Source organism: Paraburkholderia dipogonis (assembly GCF_042680985.1).
Lineage (GTDB): Bacteria > Pseudomonadota > Gammaproteobacteria > Burkholderiales > Burkholderiaceae > Paraburkholderia > Paraburkholderia phytofirmans.
Map to the genome: position 1 here is coordinate 18,455 of NZ_JBHUFR010000014.1, position 21,380 is coordinate 39,834.

15 protein-coding genes are annotated in these 21,380 nt (G+C 64.5%); 8 read left to right on the forward strand and 7 right to left on the reverse strand.

All coding sequences use genetic code 11. The features are described from left to right. Positions 1 to 121: 121 nt before the first annotated feature. From ACFSNN_RS19555 to ACFSNN_RS19570, 4 genes are all read right to left on the reverse strand, one after another. The gene (locus ACFSNN_RS19555) at positions 122 to 2,710 is read right to left on the reverse strand and encodes a glucose/quinate/shikimate family membrane-bound PQQ-dependent dehydrogenase (RefSeq protein ID WP_134456348.1); all 2,589 of its coding nucleotides are present in this window, start codon (positions 2,708 to 2,710) and stop codon (positions 122 to 124) included. 298 nt (positions 2,711 to 3,008) lie between these two features. After that, the gene (locus ACFSNN_RS19560) at positions 3,009 to 4,340 is read right to left on the reverse strand and encodes a chloride channel protein (protein WP_134456349.1); all 1,332 of its coding nucleotides are present in this window, start codon (positions 4,338 to 4,340) and stop codon (positions 3,009 to 3,011) included. Between the two features lie 147 nt (positions 4,341 to 4,487). Further along, a complete protein-coding gene (locus ACFSNN_RS19565) occupies positions 4,488 to 5,009 on the reverse strand; it encodes a GNAT family N-acetyltransferase (RefSeq protein WP_134456350.1) in 522 nt (173 codons plus the stop codon). A gap of 75 nt (positions 5,010 to 5,084) precedes the next feature. Beyond that, positions 5,085 to 5,459 (reverse strand): MAPEG family protein, encoded by a 375-nt coding sequence (locus ACFSNN_RS19570; RefSeq protein WP_134456351.1) that lies wholly within the window; start codon positions 5,457 to 5,459, stop codon positions 5,085 to 5,087. Positions 5,460 to 5,867: 408 nt separating this feature from the next. Between ACFSNN_RS19570 and ACFSNN_RS19575 the strand changes: the two genes are divergently transcribed. The 8 genes from ACFSNN_RS19575 (at position 5,868) to ACFSNN_RS19610 (ending at position 18,316) form a co-directional block, all read left to right on the forward strand. After that, complete coding sequence (locus ACFSNN_RS19575) at positions 5,868 to 7,088, forward strand: MFS transporter (RefSeq protein WP_106313939.1); 1,221 nt, start codon at positions 5,868 to 5,870, stop codon at positions 7,086 to 7,088. A 360-nt stretch (positions 7,089 to 7,448) separates the two neighbouring features. Further along, positions 7,449 to 8,315: a TetR/AcrR family transcriptional regulator gene (locus ACFSNN_RS19580; RefSeq protein ID WP_134456352.1), complete on the forward strand. Its 867-nt coding sequence runs from the start codon at positions 7,449 to 7,451 to the stop codon at positions 8,313 to 8,315. Positions 8,316 to 8,739: 424 nt separating this feature from the next. Continuing rightward, positions 8,740 to 11,238, forward strand: a complete 2,499-nt coding sequence (locus ACFSNN_RS19585; protein WP_134456353.1) for an acyl-CoA dehydrogenase — start codon at positions 8,740 to 8,742, stop codon at positions 11,236 to 11,238. Between the two features lie 157 nt (positions 11,239 to 11,395). Next, positions 11,396 to 12,814, forward strand: a complete 1,419-nt coding sequence (locus tag ACFSNN_RS19590) for a 3-oxoacyl-ACP reductase (protein WP_134456354.1) — start codon at positions 11,396 to 11,398, stop codon at positions 12,812 to 12,814. A 2-nt stretch (positions 12,815 to 12,816) separates the two neighbouring features. Next, positions 12,817 to 13,761, forward strand: coding sequence for a MaoC/PaaZ C-terminal domain-containing protein (locus ACFSNN_RS19595; RefSeq protein WP_134456355.1), 945 nt, complete (start codon positions 12,817 to 12,819; stop codon positions 13,759 to 13,761). A gap of 159 nt (positions 13,762 to 13,920) precedes the next feature. Continuing rightward, positions 13,921 to 15,222 carry an acetyl-CoA C-acetyltransferase gene (locus ACFSNN_RS19600; RefSeq protein WP_134456356.1) on the forward strand — a complete coding sequence of 434 codons (1,302 nt, stop codon included), beginning with the start codon at positions 13,921 to 13,923 and terminating at the stop codon, positions 15,220 to 15,222. 135 nt (positions 15,223 to 15,357) lie between these two features. Further along, the gene (locus ACFSNN_RS19605; protein WP_134456357.1) at positions 15,358 to 17,184 is read left to right on the forward strand and encodes an AMP-binding protein; all 1,827 of its coding nucleotides are present in this window, start codon (positions 15,358 to 15,360) and stop codon (positions 17,182 to 17,184) included. A 226-nt stretch (positions 17,185 to 17,410) separates the two neighbouring features. Then, positions 17,411 to 18,316 carry a DUF1571 domain-containing protein gene (locus ACFSNN_RS19610; protein WP_377689875.1) on the forward strand — a complete coding sequence of 302 codons (906 nt, stop codon included), beginning with the start codon at positions 17,411 to 17,413 and terminating at the stop codon, positions 18,314 to 18,316. Here ACFSNN_RS19610 and ACFSNN_RS19615 read toward each other — a convergent pair. The 3 genes from ACFSNN_RS19615 to ACFSNN_RS19625 all read right to left on the reverse strand — a co-directional run bounded on the left by ACFSNN_RS19615 (position 18,313) and on the right by ACFSNN_RS19625 (position 21,193). Next, positions 18,313 to 18,771, reverse strand: coding sequence for a hypothetical protein (locus ACFSNN_RS19615; protein WP_134456358.1), 459 nt, complete (start codon positions 18,769 to 18,771; stop codon positions 18,313 to 18,315). The two genes, ACFSNN_RS19610 and ACFSNN_RS19615, sit on opposite strands and share 4 nt — an antisense overlap. A 190-nt stretch (positions 18,772 to 18,961) precedes the next feature. Then, positions 18,962 to 20,539 carry an FAD-binding oxidoreductase gene (locus tag ACFSNN_RS19620; protein WP_134456359.1) on the reverse strand — a complete coding sequence of 526 codons (1,578 nt, stop codon included), beginning with the start codon at positions 20,537 to 20,539 and terminating at the stop codon, positions 18,962 to 18,964. 186 nt (positions 20,540 to 20,725) lie between these two features. Next, positions 20,726 to 21,193, reverse strand: coding sequence for a hypothetical protein (locus tag ACFSNN_RS19625; RefSeq protein WP_134456360.1), 468 nt, complete (start codon positions 21,191 to 21,193; stop codon positions 20,726 to 20,728). Positions 21,194 to 21,380 lie beyond the last annotated feature (187 nt).

The window sequence follows — 21,380 nt, forward strand, 5'->3', positions numbered from 1 at the left end:
ACAGCCGCCGGCACGACACAAGAAAGCTGATCGCAAGAGAAACGGCACGCGCGGCATGCCGCTGCATGAGGCTGGAACCATCGGCCCGCCGAATTGGAACAACCGCGGCAGCGCGTGCCGCCTACTGCTGCGGCAACGCGTAGGCAATCACATAGTCGCCGAGCTTCGTGCCGAACGAGCCATGCCCGCCCGCCGCGATCACGACGTACTGACGGCCGTTGATCGAATAACTCATCGGCGTGGCTTGTCCGCCTGCCGGCAGGCGGGACTCCCAGACCTGCTTGCCGTTGTTCACGTCGAACCCGCGGATGTAGTTGTCCGCCGTCGCGCCGATAAACGCGACGCCGCCCGCGGTGACGATCGGACCGCCCAGCATCGGCATGCCCATCCTGAACGGCAGTGGAATCGGCGAACTGTCGCGCACCGTGCCGATGCGCTTCTTCCACACGATCTCATTGGTCTTGAGATCGATCGCGGAGATGTAGCCCCATGCCGGCTGCTTGCACGGCAAGCCGAACGGCGAGAGGAACGCGTTGATCACCACGCCGTACGGCACGCCGTATTGCGGCTGAATGCCAGACTCCGTGCCGCTGCCCTTGGCGCCGGGCACCGGCTCCAACGGATTGCCGGGGCCGCGCGGAATCAGACGCGAGACGAATGGCAGCGCGATCGGGTTCGCGACGGCGATCTGGCGGTCGGTGTCGACGGCGATGCCGCCCCACTCGAACATGCCGAGGTTGCCCGGGAACACGAGCGTGCCCTGCAGCGACGGCGGCGTGAACGTGCCTTCATACCGCAGCTTGTGGAACATCACACGGCACACGAGCTGGTCGTACATCGTCGCGCCCCACATGTCGGCGTCGGTCAGCATCTTCGACGGGCGGTACGTGAGCTGCGAGAACGGCTGCGTCGGCGCCACATGGTCGCCGGGAGCGGCGCCTTGCGGCACGGGCGTTTCGGGCGCCGGCACGACGGGCACACCCGTGCGGCGGTCGAGCACGAACAGATTGCCGGTCTTGGCCGGCGCGTAGACGACCGGCACGCTCTGGCCATCCTTGCCGGTGATGTCGGCGAGCGTGGGTTGCGACGGCTGGTCCATGTCCCACAGGTCGTGGTGCGCGGTCTGGTAAAACCAGGCGAGCTTGCCGGTCGAGGCGTTGAGCGCGAGCAGGCCGCTCGCGTAACGCTCCTGCTCCGGCGTGCGGTCGCCGCCCCAGATATCCGGCGTCGTGACACCCATCGGCAGATAGACGATGTCGAGTTTCGCGTCGTAGGCGGCGGGCGCCCACGAGTTGGGCGAGTTCCACGTGTAGTGCTCGCCCGCGCCCGGAATGTGATTCGGGTCCTTCGCGCCCGGGTCGAACGCCCAGAGCAATTCGCCCGTGCGCACGTCGAAGCCGCGGATGACACCCGACGGCTCACGGTTCGAGAAGTTGTCCTCGACCGAGCCCGCCACGATGATCACCTTGCTGGTGATGATCGATGGCGAGGTGGGTTCGTACATGCCCGCTGTCGTGACCGGCTGGGCGTGTTGGAGATCGAGGTCGCCGTGGTTGGCGAAGCCCTCGCAACGCTGGCCTGTCAGCGCGTCGAGGGCGTAGAGGTGGCCGTCGTTGACCGGGAGGTAGATGCGGCGTGTACAGGCGGCTGTGGTGTCGCTCGCTGGCGCGGCGGCGGCGGTTGCGGCGGTTGCGGTTGCGGTTGCGGTGGCTGTATCGCTCGCGGGCGCGGCAGCAGTTGCAGCGTCGCTTGCGGGCGCCGCTGCGGTTGTGGCGGCATCGCTCGTTGCCGCGGCAGCGGCTGCGGTCGCATCGCTCGTCGGCGACGCGGCGGCTGCACTCGCATCGCTCGCCAGCGCCGCTGCGGGTGCGGCCGCCGTCGCACTGGCCGACAGATCGACATACGACACGCCACGGCAAGTCACGTGCTGGAACGACGGATCGGACTTCAGTCTCGGATCGAACTTCCATTTGAGCGTGCCCGTCTTCGCGTCGAGCGCGAACAGAATCTGGTGCGGCGAGCACAGGTAAAGCAGATCGCCGATCTTGATCGGCGTGACTTCGTTGGTGATTTCGACAGGATCGTTGGGCCCTTTCATGTCGCCCGTGCGGAAGGTCCAGGCCACCTGGAGATTCTTCACATTCTCAGGCGTGATCTGCTGTAGTGGCGAGTAGCGAGTGCCTTCCTGGTTGCGTCCATAGGCGGGCCAATCGGCGGGGTCGATCCCGCTGCCGGCGCTCGCGCCGCTCGCGGGCGCGGAAGCGCTCAGTGTGCCGTTGACCTGCTGCGGATCGTTGAAGCTCGCATACACCAGCACGCCCGCCCATGCCACGAGCGCGACGGCGAGTGACACCACACCCAGCTTGCGCTCGCCGACGAGCCGCCAACTCACGAGCAGCAGCAGCCACACGCCGAAGATGACGAGCACACCGGAGCGCGGCGCGAGCGCCCAGAAGTCGGGACCGGACTCCATCAAAGCCCAGATCGCCGTGCCGATCAGCACCAGCGCATAGAGCACGAGCGCGGCGGGACTGCGCCGCCACAGAAGCCAGGCCACGCCCAACAGCACGATGCCGGTGATGAGATAGTAGGCGGAGCCGCCCACCGAAAGAAGCCATGCGCCACCGATCAACAAATAAAGCGCGGTGAGCACGGTGAAGAGCAACGTGATGACGCCGATCACGCCCCGGGAATTCGACTGACTGGTCATGATGATCGCAACCCTCTTGAGTGGATACCGCCTGCCGTCGGTACCGACGCCGAATTCACGCGCCGGAGCACGGAAAAAAGCATATCAGAAGGTGCACATTATTCTGCTGAAACTGTGCATTCGCGATTCGCCGGCCGTCGGACTCGGCGCCAGGAAGCGCGCGGTGCCGCGAGCATCGAGAACGTAACGCTCCTGCTGTCGTTCTTATAAGCGTATTTCACTTCAAGGCGCACGCCGGATTTTCTTTCGTCATCCTTTCGTTTTTCAGTGTCCGCGTCACCGTTCAGGCGACCACGCCTTATCGCGCCTTGCTCGCCCCGTTCCAGCCAAACCCGAAGCTCGACTGCAGCGCAGGCGCCCACTTTGCGCACGCACGGAAGCCCAGCAGCGCGCCGCCCACGGCAAACAACACGGGAATCAGAAAGTCCTGGCTCACGCGGGTGAATTCGAACATGAGCACCACGGCCGTGATCGGCATCTGCATGGAGGCGGCGAGAAACGCCGTTGCGCCGACCACGGCGAATGCGCCCAGCGACGCCCCCGGCCACGCGAGGCTCCACAATCCGCCGAGCACGATCGACAGCAACGCGCCATTCGCGAGTCCCGGCGTGAGCAGCCCGCCTTCGGCGCCCGCGCGCAAACTGCTCGCGGTGATCACCACTTTCAGCACCAGCAGCATCGCGGCGAGACTGATGGTCAGGCCGCCGTCGAACGCTAGCCCCGCAGGTCCCTTGCCATTGCCGAGCAACTGCGGGAAATGCATCGCAAGCACGCCGATCGTCGCGAAGTTCAGCAGCGACAACACCGGCAGGCGCCAGTTCTTCGGCGCGGGCGCGCGCGAGCGTTTCATCAGTTCCGCGAAGCTCCACGCCGCCACGCCGAAAATCGGACCGCACACCACGGACCAGACCACGAGCGCGGGGCTCAGCGTCATCGACGCAACCAGATACTGATGCTCGTTGCCCAATCCCAGTCGCGCAACCAGCGCGGCCACCGACGAGGTCACGATCGCCGGCACCAAAGCGGGCCAGCCGAACGTGCCCAGCAACACTTCGAGCACGAACACCGCGCCGCCGAGCGGCACGTTGTAGACAGCGGCCAAACCGGCGCCCGCGCCGCACGCCACCATGATCCGGCTCTGCGCGACCGACAGGCCCGCCCGGCGCGAGAGCCAGCCGGCCAACGCCGAGCCGATTTCGCGCGGCGCGACTTCGCGGCCGAGCGGCGAGCCGAGCGCCACGGTGACGATCTGCAGCACCGCATGAATCGTCGTGCTCATGACGGGCATTTGCGGATCGTCGGACTTGACGGCCTGGCGAATGCTCACGAGCGGCCGGCCGAACCGATACAGCGCCCACCAGCCGAACCCGGCGACCAGGCCGCAAACGGTCAGCACCAGCAGGCGGCGTTCGGGCGCGGCAGCGCTGACGCCTTGCAGAAAACTCTCCGCGCTGATCACATGCGTCACGCTGTAGCCGTATGCAAGATGCTGGATGCCGTGCAGCAACAGCGCGAGCAGCATGCCGCCGAGGCCGGCGCCGAGGCCCGTAAGCAGCGTGACCGCGGCGACCATGGCAAAAGGACTGTGCTCGCGGCGTACAGGCTCGGAAGTGATTGATTTGACTGACATGGCGCGTCGACAACGGCTAACTGAGTGGGATGGCGGCCATCTTATTCCGCGACGCAACATGAATCAAATTGATTTTTCAGCTTGACTGATGCGTACACCGCATATATTAAGGTGACGAGCCTTGCGTGAGTCGGCAAAGCTCGCGTTTCAACCCGCGCCGACTCGTTCGATCCGATAGCGCATATACCCGTCCGCGTCGACCGGCGCATCTTGCGGGCAGCGCATGCCCAGCTTCGCGGCAAGCCGTCGCGACGCGGCGTTTTCCACCGCGATGCCCGCCACCACAGCGGGCAGTCCGACCGTCGCGAACGCGTGCTCGATGATCGCCCGCGCGGCCTCTCCGGCAATGCCTCTGCCCCACGCGGACCGCACGAGGCGCCAGCCGATTTCGACCTCGGGGCCGGCGGCGTCTTCTGGAATCAGCAGCACCCAGCCGAGAAAACGCTCCGGCGCAGCGCGTTCGAAGATCGACCAGTAGCCCAGCCCATCGGGATACGCGCAGCGCATGCGCCCTTCGACAAACCGTCGATGCGCGACCGGGTCCTGCCATGGACCCGGAATATGCCGCGTGACCTCGACGTCACGATCCATGGCGAGGCATGCTTCGAGATCGTCGAAGCTGCGCGGACGCAACAGCAAACGCGCGGTCGTTAAGTGCGGCAAGCTCATCGGCGACTCCTCCTTCGATTCAATTCAGCAACGGCTGCTCGCACCGCGCGACTTGCGCGATCCCATCGCACATGATTAGCGAATGGAAACGACGAACATCGACACCACGCACGCCACGCCGACGAACCACACGAGCGAACGCAGCGAGGCCAGGTTCGCGACATACAACACGCCGTGCAGCACGCGTGCAACAACGAACGTGATCGCCAGCCAGTTGATCCAAGTGCTCGATCCTCCCGCCTGTCCCGCGACGACGATCGCCGCCGTGAACATGGCCAGCGCCTCCCACGCGTTCTGATGCGCCGCATGAGCCCTCGCGCGCCAGCCGTCGAGACCGGCAAGATAGGCGCGTGGCGTGCGATTGTCGTAGCGCCCGCTGACTTTGGCCAACATGGTCCATGGAAACGGCAACAGCGCGACGATGAGCAGGCATAAATGCGGAATTGTCATTATTGAGTTCCCTTGTATGCACGGCGCGAAACGCCGCGAGCCGCTGTTATACCCGCCGGCCGGCACCGCCGCCAATCGGAATTCCGCGAGCGTCACCTCTACCGATAAGCAAATGACCTCAAGTCGAAATGACCGGATTAGCACGAATTCACACCAAAAATAGATTACAAATGACAAACTTAATTGCCCACAGCGCTAATACAATAATTACATTTACCCGACACAAGGCGCACGTCGCGATTACGCGTGAAATCCGCGTTAGGGATTAATACGGATAAACGCGCCTTCATCCATGCAAGCGTTTAACAGTCGGCGTACACTCGCTCGAAGCCCATGCCACGGGGCGTACGGGGCTGCGGAGCCACCCGTCGTTGAACACGGGTGAATGGAGAACCAGGAGAACAATCAATGAGTTGGACACGGGAACAGAGAAACGTCACGATCGCTGCCTATCTGGGCTGGACACTCGACGCATTCGATTTCTTTCTAATGGTGTTCGTATTGAAAGATATTGCGGCGGAGTTCAATACAAAAATCCCCGAAGTCGCCTTCGGCATTATGTTGACCCTGGTGATGCGTCCGCTCGGCGCATTGATTTTCGGCTGGCTCGCCGACAAGTACGGCCGCCGTCCCACGCTGATGGTCAATATCGCGTGTTTCTCGTTGCTCGAACTGCTGTCCGGCTTTTCACCGAATCTCGCCACCCTGCTCGTGCTGCGCGCGCTGTTCGGCATCGCGATGGGCGGCGAATGGGGCGTCGGCGGCGCACTGACCATGGAAACCGTGCCGCCGAAGTCGCGCGGCATCGTTTCGGGTCTGCTGCAAGCCGGCTATCCGAGCGGCTATCTGCTCGCTTCGGTCGTGTTCGGCGTGTTCTATCAGTACATCGGCTGGCGCGGCATGTTCTTCGTCGGCGTGTTGCCGGCTTTGCTCGTGTTGTACGTGCGCGCGCATGTGCCTGAGTCGCCCGCCTTCAAGACGCTCGAAAAGAAAGCGCGTCCGGGTCTCGTCGCCACGCTCAGGCAGAACGTCAAGCTGTCGCTGTACGCGATTATTCTGATGACCGCTTTCAACTTCTTCTCGCATGGTTCGCAGGACCTGTATCCGACCTTCCTGCGCGTGCAGCATCAGTTCGACGCGCATACGGTGTCGTGGATCACAATCACGTTGAACATCGGCGCGATTTGCGGCGGGCTGTTCTTCGGCGCGTTGTCGGAGAAGATCGGCCGCAAGCGCGCGATCTTCATCGCTGCGTTGATCGCGTTGCCGGTGCTGCCGCTGTGGGCCTTCTCGACCACGCCGGTGCTGCTCGCGGTGGGCGCCTTCCTGATGCAAATCTCCGTGCAGGGCGCGTGGGGGGTGATTCCAGTACACCTGAACGAAATCTCGCCCGATGAAATTCGCGCGACCTTCCCCGGCCTCGTGTATCAACTCGGCAATCTGATCGCGTCGGTGAACGGTCCGTTGCAGGCGAGCGCCGCCGAAGCGCACGGCAACAACTACGCGCTCATCATGGCGATCGTGATCGGCATCGTGGCAGTGGTGATCGCCGCGCTGATCCCGTTCAGCCGCGAGCGCCGCGGCATCGACATGACGCAGTCGGCGAAACAGGTCGCGGCGCAGCTTTAATCGTTCGAACCAAACAGCTATTTTGCCGGCGCGTTATCGGGCACAATAGACGGCAAGGGCGGCTCGAACCGCCGCGACGCAAAGCGCGCGTCAGCCAACAAACGCAGGGCCAAACAGAGTAGCAAGCAATACGAGGCCGTTCCGATTTTTATCGGAACGGCCTTTTTTATTTCCGCGCGAATTGACGTGCCGCGCTCAATGGAAAGACGGACCTTCGTCAGGTCTTCTAGAGGAGTTAGTCGACTGTGACCCCTTGATCGCACGCATCGTTTCTTCTTATCCTGAAAAAAACGGCCGTTTCAAATAAACATTTGAATCGCTTGTTTGCGGGCCGGATGCCCGGCAACTGGGAGACGCAACATGGCAGTTCGCACAACAGGCCGGCAAGCCGGCGATACGAAATCCCGCATCCTCGACGCCGCCGAAACGCTCTTCATCGACTGCGGTTATGAGGCCATGTCGTTGCGCCAGATTACTTCGCGCGCCGAAGTCAATCTCGCGGCAGTGAACTATCACTTCGGCAGCAAGGAGTCGCTGATCCACTCGATGCTGTCGCGCCGCCTCGACCATCTCAACCAGGAGCGGCTCAAGCTGCTCGACCGCTTCGATACCCTGCTCGGCGAGCGTCTGACCTGCGAGCATGTGCTCGGCGCGATGTTCATTCCGGCGCTGCGCCTGTCGCGCGATCCCCGCGTAGGCGGCAAGGCGTTTCTGCGTTTGCTCGGCCGCGCTTATACCGATCCGTCTTCGTTCATTCGTGACTTTCTCAACGGGCATTACGCTTCAGTGGCAGTGCGTTTTTTCGATGCGTTTCAGCGCGCGCTGCCGCATCTGCCTCGCGAGGAATTGGGCTGGCGTCTGCACTTCGCGATCGGCGCGCTGTCGGGCGTGCTGGCCGGCACCGACACGGACAGCCTGCTTTCCGAGTTCTCGCAGGGCAAGTCGATGAACGACCTGCAACTCATCGCCCGCCTCGCTTCGCTGATGGTGGCCGCGCTCAAGGCGCCGTTGCCTGACGGCACGCAACTGGCCGCGTTCGCCGCGGTACTCGGCGACGCTAGCGAAGGCGGCTCGGAGTGCGCCGGCGTCGGCGATGCCGAAGCGGCGAGCGCGGCACGCACTGAGGGCGGATCGGAGTCGCCATCGCCGACCGTATCGGAAGGTGAACATCGTGGCGGCAACATGGAAGCAGGTTCGCGGCAGCACGCATTTTACGGCGCGGCTTAGCGAGCGGGCACAGCGGGCAACGGGCCGTCGTGAGCCGTTGCCCGCATGCGGCACCTGCGCGAGCAGTCAAGCGAATCGCTACCGCGTCACGCGGGCGAATCAGAATAGTAAGCACGCCGCAATGTCGAACCAGCAGTCCACCGGCAAGCTCTACGCCGACAGTCAGCGCAAAACAGGCAACAAGTACTCAGTCAACACTCAGAGAGAAGGCAGCCGAACACGATAAACGCCGCATACCTGAGCAGCACGTCTAAGTTCCGCACGTAAGCGACGCCGCGCTGTCGAACTGCACACACGACACGCAAATGCAGACGCAGTACGCGCGACGAGGCAGCGCGAGCGTGAGGCAGAAAATCAATAGAACGCGAACCATCCGCGCTGCGTGGATGCGTCCGCACGCACCATCGAAAGAGGGGGAAACGTCATGCCGTGGTTTATCCTGGTGTTAGTGATTGCCGCCTTCGCGCTCGTCTACCTTCAGGCGCGCGCAACAGGGTGGCTTGCCTTCATGATCGTCTGGGTGGCGGCCGCGCATGTCAGCGGAGCGGCGGGTCCGGTGGCCACCACGCTGCTCGCCATCCTCTTCGTCCTCCCCGCCCTCGTGCTTGCGCTTAAACCGCTGCGCCGCACGTGGCTCGCCAGGCCCGTGCTCGACATCTTCCGCAAGATCCTGCCGGAGATGTCGCCGACCGAGCGCGACGCGATCGAAGCCGGCACGGTCTGGTGGGACGCCGAACTGTTCTCGGGACGCCCGCACTGGGACAAGCTGCTCGGCTACGGCCCCGCCACGCTGACGGCGGAAGAGCAGTCGTTCCTCGACGTCGAATGCGAGAAGCTGTGCGACCTCGCGAACGATTGGGACACCACCATGGTCTGGCAGGACCTCTCGCCGCAAACCTGGCAGTACATCAAGGAGCGCGGCTTTCTCGGCATGATCATTCCGAAGCAGTACGGCGGCAAACAGTTCTCCGCCTACGCGCATTCGCAGGTCATCATGAAGCTCGCCACGCGCTGCTCGGCCGCCGCCGTTTCGGTGATGGTGCCGAACTCGCTCGGCCCCGCCGAACTGCTGATGCACTACGGCACCGACGAGCAGAAAAACCACTACCTGCCGCGCCTCGCACGCGGCGAGGAGATCCCCTGCTTCGCATTGACGAGCCCGTATGCGGGTTCCGACGCGGCGGCGATTCCCGATGTCGGCATCGTGTGCAAGGGCATGTTCGAAGGCCGCGAGACGCTGGGCTTTCGCGTCACGTGGGACAAGCGCTACATCACGCTCGGCCCGATCGCGACCGTGCTCGGCCTCGCGTTTCGCGCGCTCGATCCCGAGCATCTGCTCGGCAACGACGATGAACCCGGCATCACTTGCGCGCTGATTCCGACCGACCATCCGGGCGTGAGCATCGGCCGCCGTCACTGGCCGTTGAACGCGGTGTTCCAGAACGGCCCGAACTCGGGCAAGGACGTGTTCATTCCGCTCGACTGGGTGATCGGCGGACGCTCCCAGGTCGGCAACGGCTGGCGCATGCTGATGGAATGTCTCGCGGCGGGCCGGGCGATTTCGCTGCCTTCGTCGAACGTGGGGATGGCGAAGATCGCCGTGCGCGGCACCGGCGCCTACGCGGCGGTTCGCCGCCAGTTCCGCACCGCCGTCGGCAAGTTCGAAGGCGTGCAGGAAGCGCTCGGCCGCATGGGCGGCAACCTGTACGTGATGGACGCCGCGCGCCGTTTGTCGGCGCATGCGGTGGACCTCGGCGAAAAGCCTTCGGTGATCTCCGCGATCGCCAAGTATCACATCACCGAGCGCGCCCGCATGGTCATCAACGACGGCATGGATATCGCCGCCGGCAAGGGCATCTGCATGGGGCCGTCGAACTTTCTCGCGCGCGCCTATCAGCAGGTGCCGATCGCGATCACCGTCGAAGGCGCCAACATTCTCACGCGTTGCCTGATCATCTTCGGCCAGGGGGCGATTCGTTGTCATCCTTATGTGCTGAAGGAAATGGCCGCCACGCGCGAGACCGATCGCGCCAAGGCACTGCGCGATTTCGACGAGGCGTTCTTCGGCCACGTCAGCTTCACGCTCTCCAACGTGGTGCGCAGTTTTGTCTACGGCGTGACGGGCGGCGCGTTCATCACCAAACCGCGCACGGCGCATGCGCCGCTGCATGCTTACTACCGCGCGGCCACCCGCCTCTCCACCGCGTTCGCGTTGCTCGCCGATGTCTCGATGTTCGTGCTCGGCGGCGATCTGAAACGCCGTGAGCGCATCTCCGCGCGTCTGGGCGACGTGCTGTCGCAGCTCTACCTGATCTCCGCCACGCTCAAGCGTTTCGAAGACGAAGGCCGTCAGGAAGAAGACCTGCCGCTGGTCCGCTGGGGCGTCGAGGACTCGCTGTACAAGGCGCAACACGCGCTCGACGGCGTGCTCGCCAACTATCCGAACCGCCTCGCCGCCGGCCTCGTGCGCGTGCTCGCGTTTCCGTTCGGGCTGCCGCACCGCGAGCCGTCCGACCGCCTCGGCAGCGAGATTGCCGAACTGATGCAATCGCCAGGCGCTGCCCGCAATCGTCTGGTGTCCGATTCATACGTGCCGCATCCGGATGTCGACGCGCTCGGCTACGGCGAACTGGTGTTCGAGCTGAACCCGCGCTTCACGCAGATCGAGCAGAAGCTGCGCGACGCCGTCAAGCAAGGGCTGCTCGAACCGATGCCGCAGAGCCTGCCGCAACTGGCCGCATGGACCGATGCGGCACAGAAAAAAGGCCTGCTCGACGCCGACGACCGCCGCGTGCTCGACGACTACGCGCGTTACGGCGCGCAAGTCGTGAAGGTGGACGACTTCCCCGCCGACTTCGACATGCTCGCCAACCTGCAAAAACGCAAGGAGGCGCTGGAAAAGGCGCTGGAACTCGCCGCCTGAGTTCGGCGCCGGCTTAAAAAAACATCCGGGGAAGGCGCGCCGCGGGCGCCGAACTCGGTGCACACTGACACACGTTCGACGTCCCTCAGGGAGATTCTTTGCGGGACGTCCCCCACGGGGATTTCCCTCGGGCGTGGCCAGCGGAGCGACTAATAATATGAACGACTCTTATCTGAACTTCGTCAACTCGCCGTTCGGCGCGCGGCTCGCACGCTCGGTCGGCCTGCCGAAGCCCGAAGTGCTGCGCCGCTATCGCGCGGATCAGCCCGAGTTCGGCGGACTGGTGGCGCTCGGCGCGGGCCGCGAACCGCATCTGCTCGACGCGCTCGCGAACCTCGTGGCGAGCATCGGCGTGACGAGCGTCGCGCATGAAAGCGCCGGCTTGTGGGTGCCGCTCGCCCACCGCCACGGCCTCATGACGGGCCGCTTCGAACCGGCCGACTCCGGCTCGCAAGGCAAACTCGCGGCGCTGCTGTTCGACGCGAGCGGCATCGAGGACAGTACCCAGCTCGAACCCTTGCACGGCTTCTTCCACGACACGCTGCGCTCGCTCGGCAAGTGCGGGCGCATCATCGTGCTGGGACGGCCGCCGGAGACCTGCACGAAGCCGCGTCAATGGACCGCGCAACGCGCGCTCGAAGGCTTCACGCGTTCGCTCGGCAAGGAAGCGCGGCGCGGCATCACCGCGAATCTCGTGTATGTGGAGCAAGGCGCGGAGAACCGCGTGGAAGCGACATTGCGGTTCTTTCTGTCGCCACGCTCGGCCTATGTGTCGGGCCAGGTCGTCCGCGTCGCCGCGGGCGCGGGCACGGACGGCGAGACGGCACCCACCTTCGACTGGCAGCAACCGCTCGCGGGCCGCCGCGCCGTCGTGACGGGCGCGGCGCGCGGCATCGGCGCCTCGATTGCGAGCGTACTCGCCGCCGAAGGCGCGCACGTGATCGGCATCGACATCCCAACGGCCCGCGACGCGCTCGACGCGACCATGCGCCAGTTGAACGGCACCGCCCTCGCCTTCGATATCGCCGCCCCCGAAGCGCCCGCGCAAATCGCGGCCGCGCTCGACGAACAGGGCGTGGATATCGTCGTGCACAACGCCGGCATCACGAAGGACAAAACCATCGCGAAGATGACCGAGTCCGCGTGGCAAAGCGTGATCGACATCAATCTGTCCGCGCAGGAGCGGATCGACGACGCCCTGCTCGGCGCCGGCATTCTGCGCGACGGCGGGAGGATCATCGGCGTGTCGTCGATCAGCGGCATTGCCGGCAATCTCGGCCAGACCAATTACGCCGCGTCGAAGGCCGGCGTGATCGGCCGCGTGCAAAGCATGGCGCCGCATCTGCGAGCGCGCGGCATCACGATCAACGCGGTCGCACCGGGCTTCATCGAAACGCAGATGACCGCGAAGATTCCGCTGACCATCCGCGAAGCCGGCCGCCGCATGAATTCGATGAGCCAGGGAGGCCAGCCGGTCGACGTGGCGCAGACCATCGCGTGGCTCGCGCATCCGGGATCGGCCGGCGTGAGCGGCCAGGTCGTGCGCGTGTGCGGACAAAGCCTGATTGGAGCGTGACCATGGCTGAGCCCGGTGATCCGTTCGGCGGCAGTCCTCTGTCGAACCCGGCGCGGCCGGACGCGGTGCGGCCCAAGACCGTCGTGATCGAAACCCTGCCCGCGCCCGCCAGGCTTTATACGCGCGCGCTGTCCGGGCTCGTCAAACGCGGGCGCAAAACGCAACTACTGCAACTGCCGCCGTTGCGGCTGGTGCGTCCCGCCGTCGCTCTCGACCCGGGGCCGATCTGGCGTTACGCGCGTGTGTGCGGCTTCATACCCGAGCACGGCGTGCCGCTTACGTATCCGCATCTGCTCGCCTTTCCCTTGCATCTGCTGATGCTGACCGACCCGGCGTTTCCGTGGCCAGCGCTCGGACTCGTGCATCTGGCCAACCATGTGCGCCTGCGCCGGCCGCTCGCCTACAAGGAGATGCTGCGCGTCGAGGTGGAATTCGGCGCGTTGCTGCGCCACGACAAAGGCCAGGCGTTCGTGCTGCATACGCGCATGTACCGGCGCGGCGAAGCGGTCTGGGACGGCGACAGCGTCTATCTGAAGCGCGGCGTGCCGGCGAACGGCAGCGTGCTCGATCCGCTCGAACTCGGACCTGAAGCGCTGCAACGCATCGCGCGCTGGCAACTCGCATCGCAACTGGGCCGCGACTACGCGGGCGTGTCCGGCGACTACAACCCGATCCATCTGAGCGCGCTGTCCGCGAAAGCCTTCGGTTTTCCGCGCGCGATCGCGCATGGCATGTGGACGCTGGCGCGCGCCGCCTCCGCGTTGCAGCCGCCGAAGCCGCTTGCGGAAGCCACCCTCAGCGCCGAATTCAAACTGCCGATGCTGTTGCCCGGCGAAGCGTCGCTATGGAGCGCGTCGCCTTCGCTGATCGAACGCGACATCGAAGTGCGCGATATCGCCGGGCAGAAACCGCATTTGCGCGGCCGCATGCAATGGAGGTTGCAATGAGGCGTGCGCGTCGTGCGTGCTGCGTCGAATCGTGGAATCGACGGCGGCTGAAATCGTTGTTGTTGAATCAGAGCTCTCACGATCAACCGTCACACTAATCGCAGCATGAGCACCATTTCGCACCATTCCATACCCAGGGACGCCCCGAAGGAGCCGAGCATGTCCAACCCGCTGCCAGCCGTACGCCGAGTCGCCATCGTCGGGGGCAACCGGATTCCGTTTGCCCGCTCGAACACCGCCTACGCGACCGCGTCGAATCAGGACATGCTGACCTTTACGCTGCAAGGGCTGATCGACCGCTATAACCTGCACGGCGAACGCCTGGGCGAAGTCGCCGCGGGCGCCGTCATCAAGCATTCGCGCGACTTCAATCTGACGCGCGAATCCGTGCTGTCCACCACGCTCGCGAAGGAAACGCCCGCTTACGACGTGCAGCAGGCCTGCGGCACCGGACTGGAAGCCGCCATTCTGGTCGCCAACAAGATCGCCTTGGGGCAGATCGAGGTGGGCATCGCGGGCGGCGTCGATACGACCTCCGATGCGCCGATCGGCGTCAACGAGCGGATGCGCAAGATCCTGCTCGAAGCCAATCGCGGCAAGAGCACCGGGCAACGCGTCGGCGCGCTGAGCAAGCTGCGGCCAGGCATGTTTTTCAAGCCGCTTCTGCCGCGCAATGGCGAACCGCGCACGGGCCTTTCGATGGGCGAGCATTGCGAGCTGATGGCCAAGCGCTGGAACATCTCGCGCGAAGCGCAGGACGTGCTCGCCTACGACAGCCACCGCAAGCTCACGGAGGCGTACGCGCGCGGCTTCGTCAACGATCTGATGACGCCGTACCGGGGTCTCGCGCGCGACAACAATCTGCGCTCCGACCTCACGCTCGAAAAACTCGCGAGCCTGAAACCCGTATTCGATCGCGACGCCGGCACGCTGACCGCCGGCAACTCGACGCCGCTCACCGACGGCGCTTCCGCCGTGCTGCTCGCGAGCGAAGAATGGGCCGCGCGTCACGGACTGCCGGTGCTCGCGTACCTGAGCTGGTCCGAGACTGCCGCCGTCGACTACTTCGACAAGAAAGAAGGCCTGCTGATGGCGCCCGCCTACGCCGTGCCGCGCATGCTGGCGCGCGCCGGACTTACGTTGCAGGACTTCGATCTGTACGAAATCCACGAAGCGTTCGCCGCCCAGGTGTTGTGCACGCTCGCGGCATGGCAGGATGACGAGTATTGCCGCACGCAACTCGGTCTCGCCGGACCGCTCGGCGCGATCGACCGGAAAAAATTGAACGTGAACGGCAGTTCGCTGGCTACAGGCCATCCGTTCGCGGCAACGGGTGGGCGCATCGTCGCGGGCCTCGCGAAAATGCTCGCGCAACTCGACAAACCGGCCGGCACCGCGCGCGGGCTGATTTCGATCTGCGCTGCAGGTGGTCAAGGGGTGGTCGCGATTCTGGAACGCTAAGCCTGAGATGCGTTTCAGTGTTTGCTTCGCCGCATGTTTTTGCTTCACACGCTGCCACACTCGCGTGGATTGCTTCGATGACCGGCCATAGGGCCGGCACACAAAGAGATGAAGCCACAGCTTCAGGAGACGACCATGACCCAGCCCACTCAACCCACGCTCGCGCCTGGCGACGAATCCGCCGCGCAGAACACGGCGAACACGGCGCCTGCTCTCATGCAGGCTCCCACGCAGGCTCACGCGCCGCACCACGCGCCCAACACCGACGGCATCTGGTACGCGTCCTATCCGGCGGACGTGCCGCGTGAAATCGACGTGTCGAAATACGAGTCGGTCGTGCAATTCTTCGACGAATGCATCGCGCAGTTCCGCGAGCGTGTCGCGTATGTGAGCGTGGGCGCGAATCTGACCTACGGTGAACTCGGCCGCAAGGCCACCGCGTTCGCCGCCTATCTGCAAAGCATCGGCGTGAAGCCGGGCGAACGCGTGGCGATCATGTTGCCGAATACGTTCCAGTATCCGGTCTCGCTGTTCGGCGTATTGAAAGCCGGCGGCGTGGTGGTCAACGTGAATCCGCTCTATACGGTGCGCGAACTCGCGCATCAGTTGAAGGACAGCGGCGCGCAAACCATCATCGTGTTCGAGAACTTCGCGAAGACGGTCGAAGACGCGCTGCCCGGCACCAAGGTGCAGAACGTCATCGTGACGGGACTCGGCGATCTGCTCGCCGACGGCCTGAATCTGAAGGGACGTCTGCTCAATTTCATGCTGCGGCACGTGAAGAAGATGGTGCCCGCCTACAACCTGCCCAGGGCGGTGCCGCTGCTCGATGCGCTTTCCGCCGGCTACTCGCGGCCGTTGACGCCCGTGCGCCCCACGCACGACGACATCGCGTTCCTGCAATACACGGGCGGCACGACCGGCGTCGCCAAGGGCGCGATGCTCACGCACAAGAACATCATTGCGAACTTGCTGCAGGCCAAGGCGTGGTCCGAAGGCCAGTTGACCGGCGAGGTCGAGACGGTGCTCACGCCGCTGCCGCTCTATCACATCTATTCGCTGACGGTGAACGCGCTGATCTTCATGGGACTGGGCGGGCGCAACATTCTGATCGCCAATCCGCGCGACATGAAACGCGTGATGATGATCATCCGTCACGAGAAATTCACCGGCATGACCGCCGTGAACACGCTCTATAACGCGTTCCTCGACAACGAGGAATTCTGCAAGCGCGACTTCTCCGATCTCAAGCTCGCGATGGCGGGCGGCATGGCCACGCAGAAGTCGGTGGCCGAGCGCTTCAAGGCGGTGACCGGCAAGCCGATCATCGAAGGCTATGGGCTCACGGAATGTTCGCCGATCGTGTCGATGAATCCGGTCGACCTCTCCAACATGCGCGACTTCGAAGGCTCGATCGGTTTGCCCGCGCCGTCCACGCAAGTGCGTTTCAGGAAGGACGACGGCAATTGGGCGAACATCGGCGAAGCGGGCGAATTGTGCGTGAAAGGACCGCAGGTGATGAAAGGCTACTGGAATCGTCCGGACGAAACCGCCAAGGTAATCGACGAGGACGGCTGGCTCGCCACCGGCGACATCGGCGTGATGGATTCGCGCGGCTTTATCCGGCTGATCGACCGGAAGAAGGACATGATTCTGGTGTCGGGCTTCAACGTCTATCCGAACGAAGTCGAAGACGTGATCGCGGCGCATCCGGACGTGCGCGAAGTCGCCGCAATCGGCGTACCCGATGCGGCGCAAGGCGAACGGGTGAAGGTGTTTATCGTCAAGCGCAATCCTTCGCTGACGGCCGAACAGGTGATCGCGCACTGCCGCAAGAACCTGACCGGCTACAAGGTGCCGAAGCTCGTCGAGTTCCGCGACGAGCTGCCGCAAACCAATGTCGGCAAGATTCTGCGCCGCGCCCTGCGCGACGAGGAACTCGCGAAGCAAAAGCCTGCCTGACAGGGAAGGCGCTTCGCGTCACCTTTCGGAGAGACTCATGAAGCACCGCCTGTCCGCACGTTCACGCCGCACCTCTGGCTTCATGCGCCTTTCCGGTTTGCCGCCGCATCAAGGTGGTTTGCGCACGGGGTCATTGGGTTTTGCCAGCAATGACTTCGAGTCTCTTAGTGACCCGTGTTATGAGCCGGGTCATGAGCCATTTGCCACGCCGTTGCGAAACGGTCCGATGCGCAAGCTCCTGGGCACGCTGTTGATCGCGGGAGCGGCTGCCTTGACCACGCCCGTGGCGTTCGCGCAAAACGACGACACGCCGCCCGCGCTCGATAGCGCCAGCGCCGTCAAGGCGCCGTCCACGCCCTCCTCGCAGGTCGGCAAGCTCACGCTGGATCAACAGGTCAAGTGGCTGCGCGCCGCGCAACAAAGCGGCGCGATGGAAAAACTCGATGACGCACAACTGGTCGCGCTGTTCCAGTCGCTCGATCCACTCGCGTTGCCGCGCTATATCAAGGAAGGGCCGAACGGCTATCCGTCGTACGAGTTCACCATGGCGCGTTCGGAACGCATTCACGGCCAATGGCCCGACAAGCCCGATCACATGCTGGTACGCATCGCGCACGACCCGCTGCGCATCTACGCGAAGTGGCTGCCCGACGGCGCGCGCGCCGGCCAGGAAATCATCTACGACGAATCCAAACGTACCGATGAGATGTACGGGCATCTGGGCGGCATCATGAACGTGATGCCGGTGTGGACTTCGCTGACCGGCGCGCTCGCCCGCGCGCAATCGAACCACCAGGTGCGCGATCTCGGCACGGAGTACATCGCGAACCAGTACCTCAGCGAGGGCAAGAAATACATCGAGGCCGGCTTGCCGCGTTCGACCCAGGTGGAAGTCAAAACGATCGACGGCGTGCGCGTGGTGGCCTTCACCTTCGAAACGCCGACCGGCCAGCCGCAGTTCTACGCGAAGAAGGAAACGCTCGGCCTCGATCTGCGGCATCCGTATTTCCGCACCGTCGAGTCTTATGGCAACGACGGCAAGATCTTCGAGAAGATCGTGTTCGAAACCATCACGCCGAAAACATTCGACGACTCGACCTTCGATCCGAAGAACAAGGCGTACAAGTTCTAGCCCATGCGCCACGCGGGCGGCGCGAACGTGAATGCAAAGGCGACGTGAGCACGTTGCGCGTCCGGGTCCGCGCCTGGCTCGTGACTGTGTTCGATCACCTGTCCCGCGCTTTTAGCGAGTTGGCTCAGCACGAAGTAGTCGGAGGCGCGTGTGAGGCCGATCAGCGAGGTTGACTGGAGCGTGGGCGTCGGTGTGCGTGCGAGCGTGCGTGTTGGCGTTGCGCAGAGCAGCGGCGCGAGTTTCGTGTACCAGAGCGCGCCGATATCGCCGCCGGTTTCGAAGACGGGCAACTGCCGGTGTGAGGCGTAGCCGGCGAACGCGGCGCCGTAGGCCAACGTGGAGTCGGCCACCGCCACCGTATTGCTGCGCGCAGCAGCATGCGCGAGCCACGGCCACGCGCTGCCTGCCGCGGTCGAGAGGTATGCGCTGGTCATCATGAAGGTGCGCCGGTCCATTCATGGCTCCTGTGGTCATGTCGCTGTGGTCATGTCGCTGTGGTGCTGTGGTGCGGTGGTGCTGTGGTGCTGTGGTGCTGTCTCGCCGTGTCGCCGTGTCGCCGTGTCGCCGTGTCGCCGTGTCGCCGTGTCGCCGTGTCGCTGTCTCGCCGTCTCGCCGTGTCGCTGTCTCGCGTCATCGACCCCGCCCTCACGTATAGCCGCGCCTGTCGCGCCACGCCGCCGGCCAGATGCCCTGCTTGCCCGGCGCGAGAATGCCGTTCGGGTCGAGTGCGTCCTTGATCGTTTCCGAAAACCGCAGCAACGCCCCGTCGTTGAAGCTGTATTGGGCCGCGGCAAAATCCATGTACGCGAGATGCGCGCGGTATTCGCCGTAGCCCGCCGCGCGCGCGTCGCTCATCAGCGAACGCAAAAGCGCGCCGGCCTGCTCGACCTGGTTCGCGTCGCCGCGGTCGAAGATCGCCGCAAAAATGTGGTGCAGATGGCGTACGCTCGCCGTAAAGCCGCCGTAGTAATCGAAACCGTATTCCGCGGCGCGCGCCTTGACCATCGTGTATTGGCGCAACGCGTCGCGTCCGGTCGCGGGACACACCGGCGCGAAATCCACGTGCGCGCCCGCGCCGCCGCGCCAGTCGAGCATGCGAAACGCGCTCATCGCCGGAATGCCGGCGAGGTTGCGGTCGCCACCCGCCGTGGGCTGCGCCTCGCCCGCGTAGCGCGCCGCCAGAAAGCGCGCCTGCGGTACGCTCGCAAACGCGCGCTGCACGATCGCTTGGCGCGCGTCGATCGATTCAGGCGTGCCGTAAAGCGCGTAATGCAGATTCCAGCGGCCCACTTTCAGCTTGTCGAGCATCGCGTCCACCGCGCTGCCGGGCATCGCGCCCGGTCCGTCGTACCACTGCGAGCGCGCCGACAAGCCGGCCGCGCGGCGCAAACCGCCCTCGATCACGGCGTGATTGCGGATCGTTTCATCGAGCCGCAGCGGCCGCAAAATCTCCACGATCGCTTCGAGGTCCGCTTCGTGTTGAAACTGGATTTCGCCGAGCAGATACGCGGGTGGCGCGGGCATCAGCCAGACGCCGAGCTTCGTGACGATGCCGTAGTTCGACTGCATGAACATCGCGTCGAACGAGGGTCCGTAGCCCGGCTGGTACAACTGCCACGCGGTGCCGATTTCAATGCCGCCCATTCCGGTGCGCAACACATCGCCGTTGGCGAGCACCACTTCCATGCCGCACTGCGACGCCGCGTGATCGCCGTACGCGGTATAGCCGAAGCCGCGTTCGAGCGTATTGCCGACCACGCTGCCCCAACCGGCCGCGGGCGGATCGACCCACAGCTTGTAGCCCTTGTCGCGCAGGTGCGCGTACAGATCGAAGTAGCTGACGCCCGGCTCGACCAGCGCGTACGCCATGGCTTCGTTCACTTCGATGATGCGGTTCATCCTGTGCAGATCGAGCACAACGGAGCCCGAGAGACGCGGCGCGGCGCCGCCGTACGCGAAGTTGCGGCCGGTCGAAACGGTCCACAGCGGAATGCGAAACTGATTGGCGATGCGCAGCACCGCGCGGATTTCATCGACGGAGCCGGGCAAGACCGCGGCACTCGCCGAAAACGCTTCGCGCTCGCCGGGCGCGAACGGATCGAGATACGCGGCGAGGCCGTCCGCCGAGGTCACCACCTGCGGCTCGCCGACAATCGAACGCCAACCGGCGAGCGCGCGGTCGAATTGCGTGGCGGATACTTTTGGCGGCAAGCTGCGAGTCAAGACGTCTCCTTGGCCGCCGCGCGGAGCCGCGGCAGTGAGTTGGGGGTACGAGTCGGCGGCGGCGAATCAGCGGCACATGCCATCTGCACAAGTCAGCAGCTCGAGTCTTTGGCAGCGAGTCACCTGCACAAGCCACCCGCACAGGTCATTCGCGACGAGTCAGCGGCCCGAGTCTCTGACAGCAAGTCACCGCCGCATTCCACCGCCATGCGACATGCCGCCCCATGTGTGCATGGGCGCCGCACCGTGCCAACCGCCGCGCCCGCCCATGCCGAACGATCCATGCACGCCATGCACATAGCGCACATGATCCATGTGATGAAAATGATGAAAGCGGTCGACGAACACGAACGACACGCCGACACCGAACACCACCGGCGGCCCCCAATACCATGGATCGTAGTAGTAGACGGGGCCATCCGCCAAGGTCTGAGCGGCGGCATCGTCCTCGACGATCTGCCACGTGCCGTCCGGTTGCTGGCACGCGCGGCCGGTGATCTGCTGCATGACGCCGTCGATTTCCGCCTGCCCCGCCACGAACCGGCACACGGACGCATTCGATTGCGCCTCGACCGGCGCCGCGCACGCGGCGCACAGGCACACACAGGCTATGCCGCCATACAGCCCGCCGCCGAATTGATGAAATGTGAGCATGATTTTGCTGCCCCTATGCCGTCCGACGCGCGCCGGCATCGCGACCCGCGAGAAACGGGCCGGCACCGTGAAAACACCGTCGGTTTGCCTTGTTGAAGACCTTGCCGTGTACCGGCGTAAGCATGCGGTAACGGCGCGATCCAGCAACAAGTAAACGCAGCGCCGCGCGACGCTATTCCGCCCGCGC

Excerpts from the sequence above, each read along its gene's own strand:
- ACFSNN_RS19595 (WP_134456355.1), top strand. The coding sequence starts at position 12,817 with ATGGCTGAGCCCGGTGATCCGTTCGGCGGCAGTCCTCTGTCGAACCCG.
- ACFSNN_RS19585 (WP_134456353.1), top strand. The coding sequence starts at position 8,740 with ATGCCGTGGTTTATCCTGGTGTTAGTGATTGCCGCCTTCGCGCTCGTC.
- ACFSNN_RS19610 (WP_377689875.1), top strand. The coding sequence starts at position 17,411 with ATGCGCAAGCTCCTGGGCACGCTGTTGATCGCGGGAGCGGCTGCCTTG.
- ACFSNN_RS19615 (WP_134456358.1), bottom strand. The coding sequence starts at position 18,771 with ATGGACCGGCGCACCTTCATGATGACCAGCGCATACCTCTCGACCGCG.
- ACFSNN_RS19575 (WP_106313939.1), top strand. The coding sequence starts at position 5,868 with ATGAGTTGGACACGGGAACAGAGAAACGTCACGATCGCTGCCTATCTG.
- ACFSNN_RS19555 (WP_134456348.1), bottom strand. The coding sequence starts at position 2,710 with ATGACCAGTCAGTCGAATTCCCGGGGCGTGATCGGCGTCATCACGTTG.
- ACFSNN_RS19605 (WP_134456357.1), top strand. The coding sequence starts at position 15,358 with ATGACCCAGCCCACTCAACCCACGCTCGCGCCTGGCGACGAATCCGCC.
- ACFSNN_RS19570 (WP_134456351.1), bottom strand. The coding sequence starts at position 5,459 with ATGACAATTCCGCATTTATGCCTGCTCATCGTCGCGCTGTTGCCGTTT.
- ACFSNN_RS19560 (WP_134456349.1), bottom strand. The coding sequence starts at position 4,340 with ATGTCAGTCAAATCAATCACTTCCGAGCCTGTACGCCGCGAGCACAGT.
- ACFSNN_RS19565 (WP_134456350.1), bottom strand. The coding sequence starts at position 5,009 with ATGAGCTTGCCGCACTTAACGACCGCGCGTTTGCTGTTGCGTCCGCGC.
- ACFSNN_RS19600 (WP_134456356.1), top strand. The coding sequence starts at position 13,921 with ATGTCCAACCCGCTGCCAGCCGTACGCCGAGTCGCCATCGTCGGGGGC.
- ACFSNN_RS19590 (WP_134456354.1), top strand. The coding sequence starts at position 11,396 with ATGAACGACTCTTATCTGAACTTCGTCAACTCGCCGTTCGGCGCGCGG.
- ACFSNN_RS19625 (WP_134456360.1), bottom strand. The coding sequence starts at position 21,193 with ATGCTCACATTTCATCAATTCGGCGGCGGGCTGTATGGCGGCATAGCC.
- ACFSNN_RS19580 (WP_134456352.1), top strand. The coding sequence starts at position 7,449 with ATGGCAGTTCGCACAACAGGCCGGCAAGCCGGCGATACGAAATCCCGC.